General features: G+C 64.5%; 11 protein-coding genes. 7 read left to right on the plus strand and 4 right to left on the minus strand.

Features of this window, described 5'->3' with window-relative positions; all coding sequences use genetic code 11:
* Positions 1-17: 17 nt before the first annotated feature.
* Positions 18-1,001 carry an acyl-CoA dehydrogenase family protein gene (locus HDC29_RS05950; protein WP_257018069.1) on the plus strand — a complete coding sequence of 328 codons (984 nt, stop codon included), beginning with the start codon at positions 18-20 and terminating at the stop codon, positions 999-1,001.
* Here the strand turns inward: HDC29_RS05950 and HDC29_RS05955 are convergent.
* Both HDC29_RS05955 and HDC29_RS05960 read right to left on the minus strand, forming a co-directional pair.
* A complete protein-coding gene (locus tag HDC29_RS05955; RefSeq protein WP_306455562.1) occupies positions 998-2,122 on the minus strand; it encodes an acyl-CoA dehydrogenase family protein in 1,125 nt (374 codons plus the stop codon). The two genes, HDC29_RS05950 and HDC29_RS05955, sit on opposite strands and share 4 nt — an antisense overlap.
* 55 nt (positions 2,123-2,177) lie before the next feature.
* Positions 2,178-2,927: a helix-turn-helix transcriptional regulator gene (locus HDC29_RS05960; RefSeq protein WP_179495323.1), complete on the minus strand. Its 750-nt coding sequence runs from the start codon at positions 2,925-2,927 to the stop codon at positions 2,178-2,180.
* A 147-nt stretch (positions 2,928-3,074) separates the two neighbouring features.
* On the opposite strand from HDC29_RS05960, the gene HDC29_RS05965 reads away from it, so the two are divergent.
* Positions 3,075-5,513 carry a TonB-dependent receptor gene (locus HDC29_RS05965; protein ID WP_257018070.1) on the plus strand — a complete coding sequence of 813 codons (2,439 nt, stop codon included), beginning with the start codon at positions 3,075-3,077 and terminating at the stop codon, positions 5,511-5,513.
* 13 nt (positions 5,514-5,526) lie between these two features.
* Positions 5,527-6,426, plus strand: coding sequence for an oxygenase MpaB family protein (locus HDC29_RS05970; protein WP_373562764.1), 900 nt, complete (start codon positions 5,527-5,529; stop codon positions 6,424-6,426).
* Here HDC29_RS05970 and HDC29_RS05975 read toward each other — a convergent pair.
* Together HDC29_RS05975 and HDC29_RS05980 are read right to left on the minus strand one after the other, a co-directional pair.
* Positions 6,423-8,120, minus strand: coding sequence for an amidohydrolase family protein (locus tag HDC29_RS05975; protein WP_179495327.1), 1,698 nt, complete (start codon positions 8,118-8,120; stop codon positions 6,423-6,425). The genes HDC29_RS05970 and HDC29_RS05975 overlap by 4 nt on opposite strands.
* 23 nt (positions 8,121-8,143) lie before the next feature.
* The gene (locus HDC29_RS05980; protein WP_179495329.1) at positions 8,144-8,767 is read right to left on the minus strand and encodes a helix-turn-helix domain-containing protein; all 624 of its coding nucleotides are present in this window, start codon (positions 8,765-8,767) and stop codon (positions 8,144-8,146) included.
* A 141-nt stretch (positions 8,768-8,908) separates the two neighbouring features.
* On the opposite strand from HDC29_RS05980, the gene HDC29_RS05985 reads away from it, so the two are divergent.
* The 4 genes from HDC29_RS05985 to HDC29_RS06000 all read left to right on the plus strand — a co-directional run bounded on the left by HDC29_RS05985 (position 8,909) and on the right by HDC29_RS06000 (position 15,313).
* Entirely contained in the window at positions 8,909-10,888 is a 1,980-nt protein-coding gene (locus HDC29_RS05985) for a serine hydrolase (RefSeq protein WP_179495331.1), read from the plus strand.
* Positions 10,889-10,911: 23 nt separating this feature from the next.
* Entirely contained in the window at positions 10,912-11,895 is a 984-nt protein-coding gene (locus HDC29_RS05990) for a dipeptide epimerase (protein ID WP_257018071.1), read from the plus strand.
* Between the two features lie 84 nt (positions 11,896-11,979).
* The gene (locus tag HDC29_RS05995) at positions 11,980-13,122 is read left to right on the plus strand and encodes a dipeptidase (RefSeq protein ID WP_179495335.1); all 1,143 of its coding nucleotides are present in this window, start codon (positions 11,980-11,982) and stop codon (positions 13,120-13,122) included.
* Between the two features lie 4 nt (positions 13,123-13,126).
* The gene (locus HDC29_RS06000) at positions 13,127-15,313 is read left to right on the plus strand and encodes a TonB-dependent receptor (protein WP_179495337.1); all 2,187 of its coding nucleotides are present in this window, start codon (positions 13,127-13,129) and stop codon (positions 15,311-15,313) included.
* Positions 15,314-15,327: the final 14 nt, after the last annotated feature.

A 15,327-nucleotide genomic window follows, 5' to 3' on the forward strand; every position in this document is an offset into this window, starting at 1 on the left:
TCTGCGAAGATCAGCGCATGCTTCAGGAAAGCGTCCAGCGTTTCCTCGCCGACCATGCGCGCCCCGGCTGGCGCGACCTGTCCGCGTCGCTCGGCCTCGCCGGGATTGCGCTGCCCGAAAATGTTGGCGGTTTCGGCGGCGGTCCGATCGACATCGCGCTCGTGATGGCCGAGCTTGGCCCGGCGCTCGCGGGCGCCGACTGGCTGTCGCACGTCGCGGCGAGCGCGCTTCTCGCGCGCGTTGCGCCCGCGCATCCGGCGCTTGGCGATCTGGCGGCGGGCCGGCGCCGCATCGCGATCATCTGCGCCGCCTCGACCGCCGCGATGCCGGCCGTCGAGGACGGGCTCGTGCGCGGCTGCGCCGCCCTGGTCGCAGGCGCGGCGGAAGCCGACCTGCTGCTGCTCGCAAGCGAAGAGGCGCTGCTGCTCATCGCCGCCGACGGCGGCAAGGTTGAACAGCGGCATCGCATCATGCACGACGGCAGCGTGTCGGCTGATCTAGCCTTCACACTCAAGCCAGGCGATGCGAGCTTGCTTGCGGATGGGGACAAGGCGCGTGGCCTGACCGATTATGCGAACGACCTGATCCTCGCCGGGCGCTGCGCCGAGGCGGTGGGTCTGATACAGCATATGATCGCCGACAGCGTCGATTACCTTGGGCAGCGCAAGCAGTTCGGTATGGCGATCGGTCGTTTCCAGTCGCTCCGCCACCGCGCCGCCGACATGCAGCTTGCGGCGATGAAGGCGGCAGCGCTGACGGAGGTGGCGATCGTCGCCGTCGATCAGGATCGCGCCGACCGGGCGCAGGCGGTGAGCGCGGCGTGTATCGAGGTCGGCGACGCGGTGCGGATCGCCGGCGAGAGTGCCGTGCAAATCCACGGCGCGATGGGATTGACCGAGGAACTCAGCCTCGGCGGGCATTTCAAACGTGCACTGGCGATCGCGGCGGCATTCGGTCCGCGCGGCGGTCACCTCGTGCGCTTTGCCGAGGTGGCGTCCTAGCCGAGCATCGCCCGCGCGATCAGGTCGCGCTGGATTTCGTTCGATCCGGCATAGATGGTCGCGGCGCGATCGTTGAGGTAGCGCGGGACCGCGACCGCCAGATCGGCGGGCGCCTGCCCGTCGGCGTCGGCCCATGCCGCATAGCCGGCGAGCTCGCATGCCAGCGTGTCGATGCGCTGCGCTGCCTCGGTCCCGAGGATCTTGAGCGCCGAGGCATAGAGCGCCGCGCTGCCGCCTACGCCGCGCATCGCTTTCAGCTCGAGTGCCTGCAGCGCCTTGAGCGTCACTGCCTCGCGGTCGAGCTGCGCGCGAAGTGCGGGGTCGATGTCGTGATGCGCACGCAGCCGTTCGAGCCGACCGATCAGCCCCGGCGCATATTTGCCGCCGCGCTCGAACGTCAGCAGGTGCTTCGCGACCGACCAGCCCTCATTCTCGTCGCCGAGCCGGTTTGCCTGCGGCACGCGCACATCGTCGAAGAAGACCTGGTTGAACTCATGATCGCCAGCGAGTGTGCGGATTGGCTCGACGCTGATCCCCGGCGTTGCCATGTCGAGCAGCAGGAAGCTGATACCCGCCTGCGGCTTGCCTTCGTTCGACGTCCGCACCAGCGCGAACATGCGGTTCGCGAAATGTGCGTGCGTGGTCCAGATCTTCGAACCGTTCAGCACATAGTCGGCGCCATCGGGCACGGCCCGTAATTGCAGCGCGGCAAGATCGGATCCCGCGCCGGATTCGGAAAAGCCCTGGCACCAATAATCCTCGCCCGACAATATGCGCGGCAGATAATGGGCGCGCTGTTCCGGGCTGCCATAGTGCATGATCACTGGCGCCACCATTTTCAGGCCCATCGGCGCCAGGTTCGGCGCGCCGGCGCCCGCGCATTCGGCGGCGAAGATATAGCGCTCGATCTCGCTCCACCCGGGACCGCCGAACTCGGCGGGCCAGTCGGGCGCGGCCCAGCCCTGGGCATGAAGGATGCGCTGCCAGGGCAGCGAGATATCGGGGTCGATGAAGACGCTCGTTGCGCGCGCTGCGCCGCGGCGGACGTTCTCGGGCAGATGCGTCGCGAGAAAGGTGCGAACCTCGTCGCGAAAGGCCGTCAACGCCGGGTCGTTCAGCATGTCCATAGTCCCGGCTTAGGCTCTTGGCCGATGCCGCGCCAAGCTGGCACCTGCATCAGGCGGCGCGCGCGCCGACGAAGCCGAGCCCGGCGGCGATCTGGATCGACTGGGCGCGACCGGTCGCGCCGAGCTTGCCCGCGGCGTTGCGCAAGTGGAAGCGCACCGTCGACACCGACAGCGACAGGATGATGCCGATCTCGCCGTCGGTCTTGCCCGCCGCTGCCCAACGCAGGCATTGCACCTCGCGCCGCGTCAGCGTCTGCGGCACGGTGGCGTTGCGCGGGCGGCCGCGCGCCTCGTTGTGCGTCGCGACCAGCTTGACCGCAAGGTTGTGGAGATGCCCGGCTTGTTCGGCGAAGACCGCCTCCACCCCGATCGGCTCGCGCGAGCACCAGAAGACCGCGCCGACCAGCCCGCGCGGCAGATGCACCGGCGCGATGATCGCCTCGCCGAAATTGGGCGTGTTCCGAGCCTGCGAACAGTCGACCTCGTCGAGAAGGTGCGTCGGACGCCACGTGCCGAGGCGCCCGTCGCTGTAGTAGAAGGGTTCGGCGGCGAGGCGCGCAGCGGTGAGGAAGGCGAGTTGCAGCGCGAGCTTGCGGTCGCGCCAATAGGCATAGCTCGGATCAACCCAGTGAAAGCTGGTTTCGGCGTAGGGGCGGCCTTCCTCGTCGCTCATCGGTTCGGGGTCGCCAAGGTCCGCTTGCGCCGCGACATAGGGAAGGCCGATCGCATCGCCCGCGGCTTGCACCGCCGCTACGAGCGCAGGCATCTCCGCCCAGCATTCGGCCCTCTGATCGGTCACGCCCGCGTCCCTCCTTTATCCTGACACAGGTGTCAGCTTGCTCGCCCCGCCGCAATCCTTTGTTCTGTCACGGTCCGGTTCGCGCGACGCTCGCACAAAGACGAGCCGCGGGACAAGGTGTTTGAGAGAGGATGAGTGATGAAAGCAATGCGTATCTTGCTGGGCGCGGGTTCGGCGATGGGGCTCGTTCTGGCGGCGCCTGCTTTTGCCGCCGGGGAAGGCGCGCCCGACGGCGTCGCGGCCGAAGGCGACATCATTGTCACCGCACAGCGCCGCGCGGAGTCGATGAACGACGTCGGTATGGCGATCCAGGCGGTCGATGGCGAAACGCTGGAAAATCTGCGCGTCACCGACATGCGCGATCTGACTGCGGTCGCGCCGAGCTTCACCGTTTCGCAAAGCTATCAGGGCGTGCCTACCTATACGCTGCGCGGAATCGGCTTCAACACGATCAACCTCTCCTCGACCTCGACCGTCGGCACCTATGTCGATGAAGTCGCTTATGCCTATCCGATCATGAACACCGGACCGGTGATGGACCTCGAGCGCGTCGAGGTGCTCAAAGGCCCGCAGGGCACGCTCTATGGGCGCAACACAACGGCGGGCCTGATCAACTTCATCACCGCCAAGCCGACCGACAGTTTGGAGGGGAGCGTCAAGGCCGACCTCGGCAATTACCAGACCTATAATATAGGCGGCCATATTTCGGGCCCGCTCGGCGAAGGCGTCGCGGCGCGCATCGCGTTCCGCAGCGAAAATAGCGACAAGGGCTGGCAGGTCAGCAACACGCGGGACGAACGGCTCGGCGAGGTCGACAAGCTGGGCATCCGCGGCTCGCTTGCGATCGATCCGGCGCCGGGAACGCATTTCGACCTTTCCGTAACCTGGTGGCGCAACAGGTCGGATACCGTCGCGGGGCAGGGGATCGGCTTCACGCCTGCGACCGACCCCGTCACCGGCACCAGCAATTCGCGCTTCTTCAACGCGCCGGGGCTCGCCGATTATATCGCGCACAATTTCCCGACCAAGGCAAGCCAGGCCGACTGGGCGCCCGAAGCTGCGCGCTCTGCCGACATCGGCTCGGGGCTCGGCCTCGATGGCCCGCTCGCCGAGGACAATCGCTTCTGGGGGCTCAAGCTGCGCTGGGATCAGGATCTCGGTGAAACGACGAAGCTCGTTTCGCTGACGAGCTATAATGATTTCAGGCGCAACGCGCTCTCCGACTGGAGCGGCGCGCCGTTCGAAATCCTGCTCCAGAACACCGTCGGGCGGATCAAGAGCTTCGCTCAGGAACTGCATCTGGAAGGCGAAAGCGGCGCGGTCAACTGGCTCGTCGGCGCCTATTATGCGAACGACCGGATCATCGATTCCAACCGCACCTTGCTGGGCCAGAACGCCAACGTCGGGCTCATTCGCGGCGCGGGTGTGCCCTTGCTCGGAACCCCGTTCAATTCGGGTGGCTATACGCCGACCGAACTCAGCCAGGCTTTCCGCACCTATGAGGACTTCGGTCGTATCCGGACCAAGACGTGGAGCATTTTCGGCAACGCCGATGCCGAACTGACCGAGCAGGTGAAGCTGACGGTCGGGGTGCGCTATACCAAGGACAAGCAGCGCTACAATGGCTGCTCGCGCGATTTCAACGGCAATATGCTGCCCAACGTCAACGTCGTGAACCGCGCGCTCTATTTCCAGACCTATGGCGTCCTCGCGCCCGAAATCGCGGCGGGTCAGTGCAACACATTCGATCCTGCGACGGGCACTTTCGGCGAGGTGCAGTCGCTGCTCAAGGAAGACAATCTCGCGTGGCGTGTCGCACTCGACTGGTCGCCGAATGACGACACCCTGATGTATGTGTCGGTATCGCGCGGCTATAAATCGGGGACGACGCCGATCAACGCCGCGAACCTCGCGCGCCAGAATGCACCGGTGAAGCAAGAGAAACTGACCGCCTACGAAGTCGGCGTGAAGGCGACGCTCGCCAACCGCGCGGTGCAGGCCAATCTCTCGGCCTTCTACTATGATTATCGCGACAAGCAGATCAGCACCTATTTCGCCGACCCGATCTACACCGCATTGTCGCGCCTCGATAATGTCCCCGACAGCGAGGCCTATGGGGTCGAAGGCGAACTGACGATCCGGCCGGCGACGGGGCTGACTCTCGCCGCCAACGCGCTGTGGCTGAAGACGCGGATCAATGATTACAACGGCACCAACGCGGCCGGCCAGCCGGAAAATTTCGACGGCGCCGAATTCATCTATAGCCCGAAATTCCAGGGTAGCATCACGATCGCCTATGACACGCCGGTCAGCGAGGCGATCAGCCTGACGGGCGCGGTCAGCGCGCGATACCAGAGCAAGTCGAATACGATCTTCGAGGATCTCGATCTCTACAAGGTCGATGCCTATGGTACCGTCAATGCGAGCCTTGGCCTTCGGCATGAAAGCGGCTGGTCGGTATCGCTGTGGGCGAAGAATCTGCTCGACAGATATTATTGGTCGGCGGTCGCGAGCAACGCCAATGTTGTCGTGCGTTTCGCCAACCAGCCGCGAACCTATGGGCTGACCGTCGGTTACGACTTCTAAGGAGGCCATCAACGTGGCGCGTTTGCCGATGCCGACCGACTATCTGGGGACCGCGATCGATTTCGCCGCGCCGACTGGCGAACCTGCGCTGCTCGCGCCCGACAGCGTCCAGTGGCGCGTGTACAAGAATCCGATCGCGCTCGGCATCGGCGGCATCGCGGCGGTGCTGCTCGAATTCGCCGAGCCGCGCATCCGGTCGGGGGTGTGGGACCATTCAACCTACAAGACCGATCCGATCGCCCGCTCGCGCCGCACCGGTCTCGTCGCCATGCTCGCCTGTTATGGGTCCGCAAGCGCCGCGAAGGAGGTGATCGGCAAGGTCAACCGCATGCACGGCAAGGTGAAAGGCGAAACGCCGGTGGGGGAGAGATATCGCGCGATGGACCCGCTCCTGCTCGACTGGGTCGCGGCGACGGCTTCCTATGGTTTCCTGATGGCCTATGATCGTTTCGTCCACCCGCTGAGCGATGCCGACAAGGACCGCTTCATGCGCGACGGCGATGCGATCGGGCGCGAGTTCGGCGCGCGTCGCACCCCGCCAACGGTGGCTGCGTTCATGGACATGATGGCCGAACTCGAACCGCGCTTGGAGCCGCATCCGATCATCTTCGAATTCCTCGATATTATCCAGTCGGGCCGCGCTGCGCCGGGCGTGCCGCGTTTTCTGCATCGCGCCATCGCCCGCGCGTCGGTGTCGCTGCTGCCCGATCATATCCGGCACAAGCTGGCGCTTGGAACCCGCTACGACCTGACGCGGCGCGACCGCGCCGCGCTGCGCATCGCCGGCCGGCTCGCCGACCGACATGTCGATCGTGCGGCGCCGCATTGTCAGGCGAGCGTCCGCCTCGGCCTGCCGCATGATTTCCTGTTCAGATCACCCGCCCAGCAGCGGCTCTTGCTTGCCGCCGCTTAGGAACAGCGGTTGAAGCCCGCGCCGCGCACCGCGCGCCCCGGTGTCGCGCCGCTATGTTCGCCGTTCCGTAGCACCGCGACGCCGTTGACGAACACGTCGCGCACGCCGACTGAATATTGGTGCGGCTTCTCGAAGGTCGACCGGTCGCCGATCACTGCCGGGTCGAACACCACGACATCGGCATAATAGCCGGGCCTGAGCGCCCCGCGATCCTTGATCCCCAAATTGGTCGCGGGCAGGGTGGTCAGACGATAGACCGCCTGTTCGAGCGGGATCAGCTTTTCGTCGCGGACATAGCGGCCGAGCAGCCGGGCGAAATTGCCATAGGTGCGCGGGTGTGCGCCCGATTTCAGGAAAACGCCCTCGGGCGCCTGCGACGCCGCATCGGATCCGAAGCTCATCCACGGCAGCTGGATCTGCTTGCGGACATTGTCCTCGGACATCAGGAAATAGACGGTGCCGACGCGCGAGCCGTCCTCGACGACGAGGTCCATCGCCGTCTCTTCGGGCGACTTGCTGCGCATCGCCGCGACCTCCGCCAGCGTCTTGCCGGTCAGCGGCTTCAGCGCGTCATTCTTGAACCCCGACAGGATCATCTTGTCAGCGCCCGCGCCGAAATAGAGATTTTCCCAGTCGCTTCCGGGCTTCTTCATTTCCTCGGCAACGCGGGCGCGGATCGCCGGGTCTTTCAGGCGCTCGATCCACTTCTCGAGCCCGCCCGCCTGCACCCACGTCGGCATCGCGGCGTCGAGCCCGGTGGCGCCCGCGGTATAAGTATACATATCGGTCGTGATCCGCAGTCCCGCGGCGCGGGCATCCTCGATCTTCTTCACGATCGCGCTGAGCTTGCCCCAATTGCTGCGCCCCGCCATCTTTAGGTGATAGATTTCCGCCGGCGCCCCCGAACGGCGCGATATGTCGATCAACTCGTCGACCGCCTCCTCGATCCGGTCGCCTTCGGACCGCATGTGGCTGATATACATGCCGCCGCATTTCGCGGCCTCGCTCGTCAGCGCGACGAGTTCGTCGGTTTCGGCGTAGGAGCCGGGCGCATAGATGATCGAGCTGCCGACGCCCATCGCACCCTCGTTCATCGCCTGTCGCACCAGCGCGCGCATCCGGGCAAGCTGCTCGGGGGTCGGATCGACGTCGCCCTCGCCCAGTTCGTGCACACGCACCGTCGCCGCGCCGACGAAGCTTGCGATATTGGTCGAAATGCCGCGTTTTTCGAGCCAGCCGAAATAATCGCCGAGCGTCGTCCATTCGATCGGATATTTGATGTCGCCCTGCCGCTCCGTTTCCTGGGCTTTCATCGCCGCGTTCATCGGTCCCATCGACCAGCCTTCGCCCATCACCTCCAGCGTAACGCCCTGGCGGATATCGCTCTGGCTTCTGGGATCGGCGATCAGCGATTCGGTCGCCCAGCTCAGCATGTTGATAAAGCCGGGCGCGACCGCCATGCCCTTGGCCGAAACCTCGCTCTTCGCCGTTCCGTCGATCTTGCCCATCGCGACGATGCGATCGTCCTTGATTGCGACATCGCCGACGACGGGCGGCTTGCCCGACCCGTCATAGAGCGTGCCGCCGCGGATGATCAGGTCATAGGCCGGCGCCTGCGCGACTGCGGCGGCGGATATGAGCATCGAACTGCAAAGCAGCAACAGGGAGGGTGCGAAGCGCCGGTGCGATGCCATATCATTCTCCAGGGTCAGGTTAGTCAGCCGTGCAGGCTCATCAGCGAATCCATCAGTCCGTCGTCGGCGCTCGAGCAGACGCCGAGCACCAGCGCCTCCTCATATCCATCGGCGACGACATAGGCGTGGCCCATCGACGAATCGATATAGATGCCCTGGCCAACGTCGAGCGTGACCGGGTCGTAAAATTCACTGTGCACCTCGATCCGCCCTTCGAGGACATAGATGAACTCCTCGCCCTGGTGATGGACGAGTTCGCCGAATTCGCGCGCGCTGTGGGCGCGGATGCGCGTCAGGATCGGGATCATCCGTTTCTGGCGCAAATCGGTGCAGAGATAGTGATAGTCGTAATTATCGGTCGTGACGCGCGCCGCGCGTTCGATGGTCCCGATGCTGCGGCGTCCGGTGACGCGCGGTGCGGCATCTTCCTCATCCTCTGCGAAGAGGTCCGACATGCGAATCTTGAGTCGCTGGCTGAGCTGTTGGAGCTTGTCGTAGCTCAAAGTCAGCCGGTCGTGCTCGACCTTCGACAGCGTCGAAACAGGAATGCCCGACTTCGCGCTCATTTCCTTGAGCGTCCAGCCGTTGCGCGCCCTTATGCCCTTCATCACCGCGCCGAGCGTCGGCGGGGTAGCACGGTCCGCCATCAGTTTTTCCAATCCCCGTTTGACAATTTTCTAATCAGGATCATTATGTCCCTATCGGGCTAACAGTCGTTGGCCCTTGGTAAGGGGTCGCGCGGCTGGCCGCAAGGTGTTGCAGGACGCGCCAGACAAAAGGGGAAAGCGATGCGTTTCATCCGCAAGGCGATGATCGGGCTGGCGGCCTTTGCCGCACTGCCGCTGGCGGCGCAGGGGCCGGTGCCCGCGCCTGCCGTAAAGAAGGCCGAGGCAACTGCGTCGGCCGCCAAGACAGCCGCGGCGCCGGCTTCGCTCGACCCCAAGGATCTCGAAGCCTGGATGGACGGATATCTGCCCTATGCGCTCGAACGCGGACGCATTCCGGGCGCAGTCGTCGTCGTCGTGCGCGGCGGCGAGGTCGTGCTTGAGAAGGGCTATGGCTATTCGGATGTCGCGAAGCGTGCGCCAGTCCTGCCCGAGACCACGCTTTTCCGCCCCGGTTCGGTGTCGAAGCTGCTGACCTGGACCGCGGTGATGCAGCAGGTCGAGGCGGGCAAGATCGATCTCGACAAGGACGTCAACGCGTACCTCGATTTCAAGATTCCGCCCTTTGAGGGCAAGCCGGTGACGATGCGCAACATCATGACGCACACCGCGGGCTTCGAGGAATCGGTGCGTCACCTGATCAGCAGCGATCCCAAGGCGGTGATGACGCTGAAGAAGCAGATGCCGCTCGCGCTGCCCGAACGCGTCTTCGCGCCGGGCACGACGCCGGCCTATTCCAACTATGCGACGGCGCTCGCGGGCTATATCGTCGAACGCGTCAGCGGCGAAAATTTCGACAATTATATCGAGAACCATATCTTCAAGCCGCTCGGCATGGCGCATTCGTCTTTCCGCCAGCCGCTCCCCGCGCGGCTCGCGCCGCATATGTCCAAGGGCTATCCCGACATCACGCAAAAGCCCGAGCCGTTCGAAATGGTCATCCCCGCGCCCGCGGGTAGCCTTTCGTCGAGCGGTGCTGACATGGCGAAGTTCATGATCGCGCATCTGAACAACGGTGCGGGGCTGATGAAGCCCGAAACCGCAAAGATGATGCACGATTTCAAGGCGCCCGGCGTCGGCCCGCTCAACAGCATGGCGCTTGGCTTCTATGAGCAATGGGTCAACGGCCACCGCGCCATCGCGCATGGCGGCGATACCGTCTGGTTCCACTCCTATCTCTGGCTGTTCCCCGATGCCGATGTCGGAATCTTCGTGTCGATGAACAGCGCAGGCAAGGACGGCGCGGCGGGCGCGGTGCGTAGCGCGCTATTCCACAAATTCGCCGACCGCTACCTGCCGGGTCCGGCCGAAAAGCCGGCGCAGGTCGATGCCAAGACCGCCGCGCAGCACGCGCAGATGATGGTCGGCAATTACATCAGCAGTCGTGGCAGCTTCACCAACTTCATGAGCCTGTTCGGGCTGTTGGGACAGGCGACGATCGGATTGACCGAGGATGGCAAGATCAGCCTTCCGGCGCTCGACGGGCTCGGCGCGGGCGCGCGCGACTGGGTCGAGGTCGAGCCCTTCGTGTGGCGCGACACCGGCACCGGCGAGCGGCTTGCCGCCGAGGTGAAGGACGGCCGCGTCGTGCGGTGGAGCGTCGACGCCGGATCGCCTTTCATGGTGTTCGAACCCGCGCCTGCCAGCGTCAACGCCGCCTGGCTCAATCCCGCGCTGATCTTCGCCTTTGGCATCATCCTGCTCGCCGCGCTGGCGTGGCCGGTGCGTGCGATGGTCCGCCGCAGCTTCAAGGCCGACTTTGCGCTTACGGGCAAGTCGCTCCGCGCCTATCGCCTGTCGCGCGTCTTCGCCTGGCTCGCGATCGGCGCGCTCGTCGGCTGGATCGGGTTGATCGCCGCCTTCTCGGCCGACATCGGCAGCATCGGCGGCCCGCTCGACTGGCTCATCCACCTGCTGCGCATCCTGACCCCGCTCGCCGCCTTCGGGCTGCTCGCGACGGCCGCCTGGCACTTGTGGCTCGCTATCAAGGACAAGCGGCGCTGGACGATGAAGCTCGGCGCGGTGCTGCTGATCCTCGCCGCGCTGATACTCGTCTGGGTGACGCTCGTCTTCCACCTCTACGGCTTTGGGATGGTCTATTGATGGCGACGCAGAGCAGGCAGAAAATGACGCTCGACCTTCGGGTCGGGCGTTTTCCCTATCATCAGCCGTTCCGCATTTCGGGGCATGTCTTCACCGAAACCGCGCTGCTCGTCGCCGAGATATCCGACGGCTCGCATGTCGGGCGCGGGGAGGGGGCCGGGGTCTATTATCTCGGCGACGATATCGATCATATGCTCGCCGAAGCGACCGGCGTGCGCGATGCGATCGAGCAGGGCGCGACGCGCGCGGAACTGCAACAGCTCCTTCCGCCCGGCGGTGCCCGCAATGCGCTCGACTGTGCTTTCTGGGATCTCGAAGCCAAGCAGGCGGGCCGCCCCGTGTGGGAGCTTGCCGGGCTGGAATCCCCGAAAGCACTGCGATCGACGCTGACTCTGGGCGCCGACAGCCCGGACAATATGGCGAAAGCCGCACTGGCGATCGACGCGCAAGCCCCGGTCAAGGTCAAGCTGACCGGCGATTTGACAGACGACATCGCGCGGGTCGTCGCAATCCGCACGGCGCGGCCCGATGCGTGGATCGGCGTCGATGCCAATCAGGGTTATGACATCGGCACGCTTTCCGACCTGCTGCCGGTTCTCGTCTCGATGCGCATCGCGCAGCTCGAGCAGCCATTGAAACGCGGGCGCGAGGCCGATCTCGACGGCCTCAAGCGGCCCTTGCCCTTCGTCGCCGACGAAAGCGCGCTGTCACTTACCGACACCGCCTCGCTTGTCGGGCGCTTCGACGTCGTGAACATCAAGCTCGATAAATGTGGCGGGCTGACCGAGGGGCTGGCGATCGCGCGGCAGGCGAAGAAGCTCGGCCTCGACGTGATGGTCGGCAACATGATGGGCACAAGCCTGTCGATGGCACCCTCCTACCTGGTCGGGCAGCTGTGCGACATCGTGGATCTCGACGGGCCGACCTTTCTTGCGCGCGATCGCGTGCCCGGCGTCGAATATCGCGATGGCATGATTCATTGTCCGGCGGAAATTTGGGGTTCGTGACAATTTGATGTCCTAAATGGGTTGACAATTTTCCGATTAGGACAATAGTCTTGAAATTGAGATTTTCGTAAGAAGGAGGCTGGAATGACGACGTCATTCCCGATGACGCGCCGCGCGGCACTCGCGGGCGCGGTCGGGGTCACTTTGTCCGCGCCGATGGTGGGTCGCGGCGCCTATGCCTTCGCTGCGGCGCCCGCAAAGGCCTATTCGCGCCGCACGGTTGACCTCGTCGCTTCCTCGCTCGTCATCGACATGCTCGCGCCGCTCAAGATCACGCTGGAAGAAGATTATGTGGCGCACCGGCTGACTGATGCCGAGGCGGCGGAGTTCAAGGCGTCGGGTATCACCGGTTTCCACAATGCCTATGGCCTCGGCGGACCTGACGCAAAGCAACAGGCGTTGACCTTCCTCGCAGGCTGGCAGGGCTTTGCGGGACGCAACAGCCACGTCTTCACCCTCGTCGATACCGCCGCCGATCTCGACCGCGCGAAATCCGAGGGCAAATGCGCTGTCATCATGGGCATCCAGAACGCCGAGCATTTCGAGACGGTCGCGGACGTCGCGCTGTTCCGCCGCCTCGGCCTGCGCTGTTCGCAGCTTACCTATAACAGCCAGAACCGCATCGGATCGGGCAGCACCGATCGCGTCGACGGCGGCGTCAGCGACTATGGCGCAGCGATTATCACCGAAATGGAAAAGCAGAAGATGCTCGTCGACGTCTCGCATTGCGGCGACCGGACGACGCTCGACGCCATCGACATCGCCAAGGGGCCGATCGCGATCACGCACAGCAATGCCCGCGCTCTCGTTGATCATCCGCGCGTCAAGACCGACGAAGCGATTAAGGCGCTCGCGGCAAAGGGCGGGGTGATGGGCATCACCGGCGTGCGCATGTTCGTGCGCAGCACCGACCCCACCCATGTCGGGCACATGGCCGATCATATCGACCATGTCGCAAAGCTCGTCGGCATTGATCATGTCGGCATCGGCTCCGACGCGGACCTTCACGGCTATGACGACATGAAGCCTGATGAATATGCCGTGCTGAAGGGCGCCTACAAGGACAGCTACGCCTTTCGAGACAAGATCGACATCGATGGTTTCGACCATCCATTGAAGACCTTCGACCTCGTCGAGGAACTCATTCGCCGCAACTATTCGAACGATAACATCCGGGCCGTGCTCGGTGGCAATTTCCGCCGCCTGCTCGCCCAAGTCTGGGGGTAAGACGATGAACAAGGGACTTTTGGTAGCAGCAAGCATGGTCGCGGTGATCGCCGCGATGCCGGTACAGGCGCAGGAAGCGGGGGCGATCGAAGCCGCGGGCGAGATCGTTGTGACCGCACAGAAGCGCGTTCAGAATGTGCAGGACGTGCCGATCTCGATCTCGGTGGTCAGCGGCGAGGAACTGCAGGAACAGGGCTCGGCCTCGCTCGTCGACTATGCGGGCTATGTTCCCGGCATGAACGTCAGCAACGGCGGCACGCCTGGCCAGACGACGATCACGCTGCGCGGCGTCGCACCGCTCAATGCCAGCCAGACGGTCGGCATCTATCTCGACGATGCGCCGGTCGGGTCGAGCGCGCTCTATAACCGCGCTGGGCAGTTCACCATCGACCTCATGCCCTATGACCTCGAACGCATCGAAGTGCTCAAAGGCCCGCAGGGCACGCTCTATGGCGCGAGTTCGATCGGCGGCCTGGTCAAATATGTTACCGTCCAGCCCGACACGCGCGAATTCAAGGTGCGCGCGGGCGTCGAAGGTTTCACGATCAAGGACGCCGGCAGCCTCGGCTGGGGTGGGCAGGTCTATGTCAATGCGCCGATTGCGACCGACACGCTCGCGATTTCGGGCAGCTTCGCATGGCGCAAGACGCCGGGCTGGGTCGACAGCGTCAACAATGCCGCGCTCAAGGACCAGAACGACTATGAACAGCGCGGCGGTCGCGCCGCGCTGCTGTGGCAGCCGACCCCCGAGCTCAGCGTAAAGCTCGCCGGCATCTGGCAGTCGCTCGATTCTGACGGCAATGGCCTCTATGCCGCCGATCTCGACGGCAACCGTTTGGGCAACGGCCATTCGTTCAACAATTATGTGCCCGAATCCTACGACGTCGATCTCGATTATTATTCGGCGACGATCGACTATGATTTCGGCGCGGCGACGCTGACGTCTGCGACGACCTACAGCAAAACGCAGAGCCGGCAGGTACAGGACGCGAGCTATGCGTTCGGCGTGCTTTTCCCGCTGCTCACCGGCGGTGCCATCGATCCCGGCATCACACCTTTCTCGCTCGACCTCGGGCTCAAGAAATGGACGCAGGAAGTCCGTCTCGCTTCGCCGAGCGGCGGGCGTTTCGAATGGATGATCGGCGGCTTCTTCACCGATGAAGAGACGAGCAATGCGCAGCTTGTCCGCTCGTTCGATATGGACGGCAATGTCATCGCGCCGCTCGATCCGCTGGCGATCGTCGGCCTTCCGGCGACCTACAAGGAATATGCGATCTTCGGCAATGCGACTTTCAAGCTGAGCGAGCAGTTCGAGGTGACCGGCGGCCTTCGCTGGGCGCGCAACGAGCAGACCTTTACCCAGATCAGCTCGGGGGCGATCGTCCCCAGCGCCAATGATCCGGGCGAGTCGGCCGAAAGCGTCTGGACCTTCTCGGTCAGCCCGCAGTTCCATATCAACGAAGACGCCATGCTCTATGCGCGCGTCGCGACGGGCTATCGCCCCGGCGGCCCGAACGTCATCGTCCCCAATGTCCCGCCCAGCGTCGATGCCGACCGCATGACCAATTACGAGGTCGGGCTGAAAGCCGACTTCGCCGACCGCATGGTGTCGGTCGATGCCGCCTTCTTCTGGATGGACTGGACCGATATCCAGGTCACGCGCGCTTTCGGCGGCGTATCGGGCGGCGCGAACGGCGGCAAGGCGACGAGCAAGGGCTTCGAGGGTAGCCTGGCGCTGCGCCCGGCGCCGGGCCTGACGATCAGCGCCACCGGAAGCTACACCGACGCGAGCCTCAGCGAGGATGTGCCCGATATCAGCGGCCTCGACGGCGACCGCTTGCCCGCTGTACCCAAGTTCAGCGGCGCGCTGCGCGCCGATTATGCGTTCGAGCTGGGCGGCGGCAACCGGGGCAGCTTCGGCGCCGGCATCCGCCACGCGAGCAACCGCCTGTCGCTCGTCGAGAGCGATCCGCTCGTCGCGCGCGCCAAGGCTTACACCTCGGTCGACCTCAATGCGTCGGTGACCTTCGATGATCACTGGACGCTGCGCGCCTATGCGCGCAATCTGCTCGACAACAAGGGCGAGATGGCGCGGTCGACGCTTGCCGACGGGATCAACCAGCCGAGCTTCCTAGCGATCTCGCCATTGCAGCCGCGCACGATCGGTGTCGCGCTCGACATGGCATTCTGAGCGAATTGGAGTTG

This window comes from Sphingopyxis sp. JAI108, from assembly GCF_013410105.1.
GTDB classification, from domain to species: domain Bacteria; phylum Pseudomonadota; class Alphaproteobacteria; order Sphingomonadales; family Sphingomonadaceae; genus Sphingopyxis; species Sphingopyxis chilensis.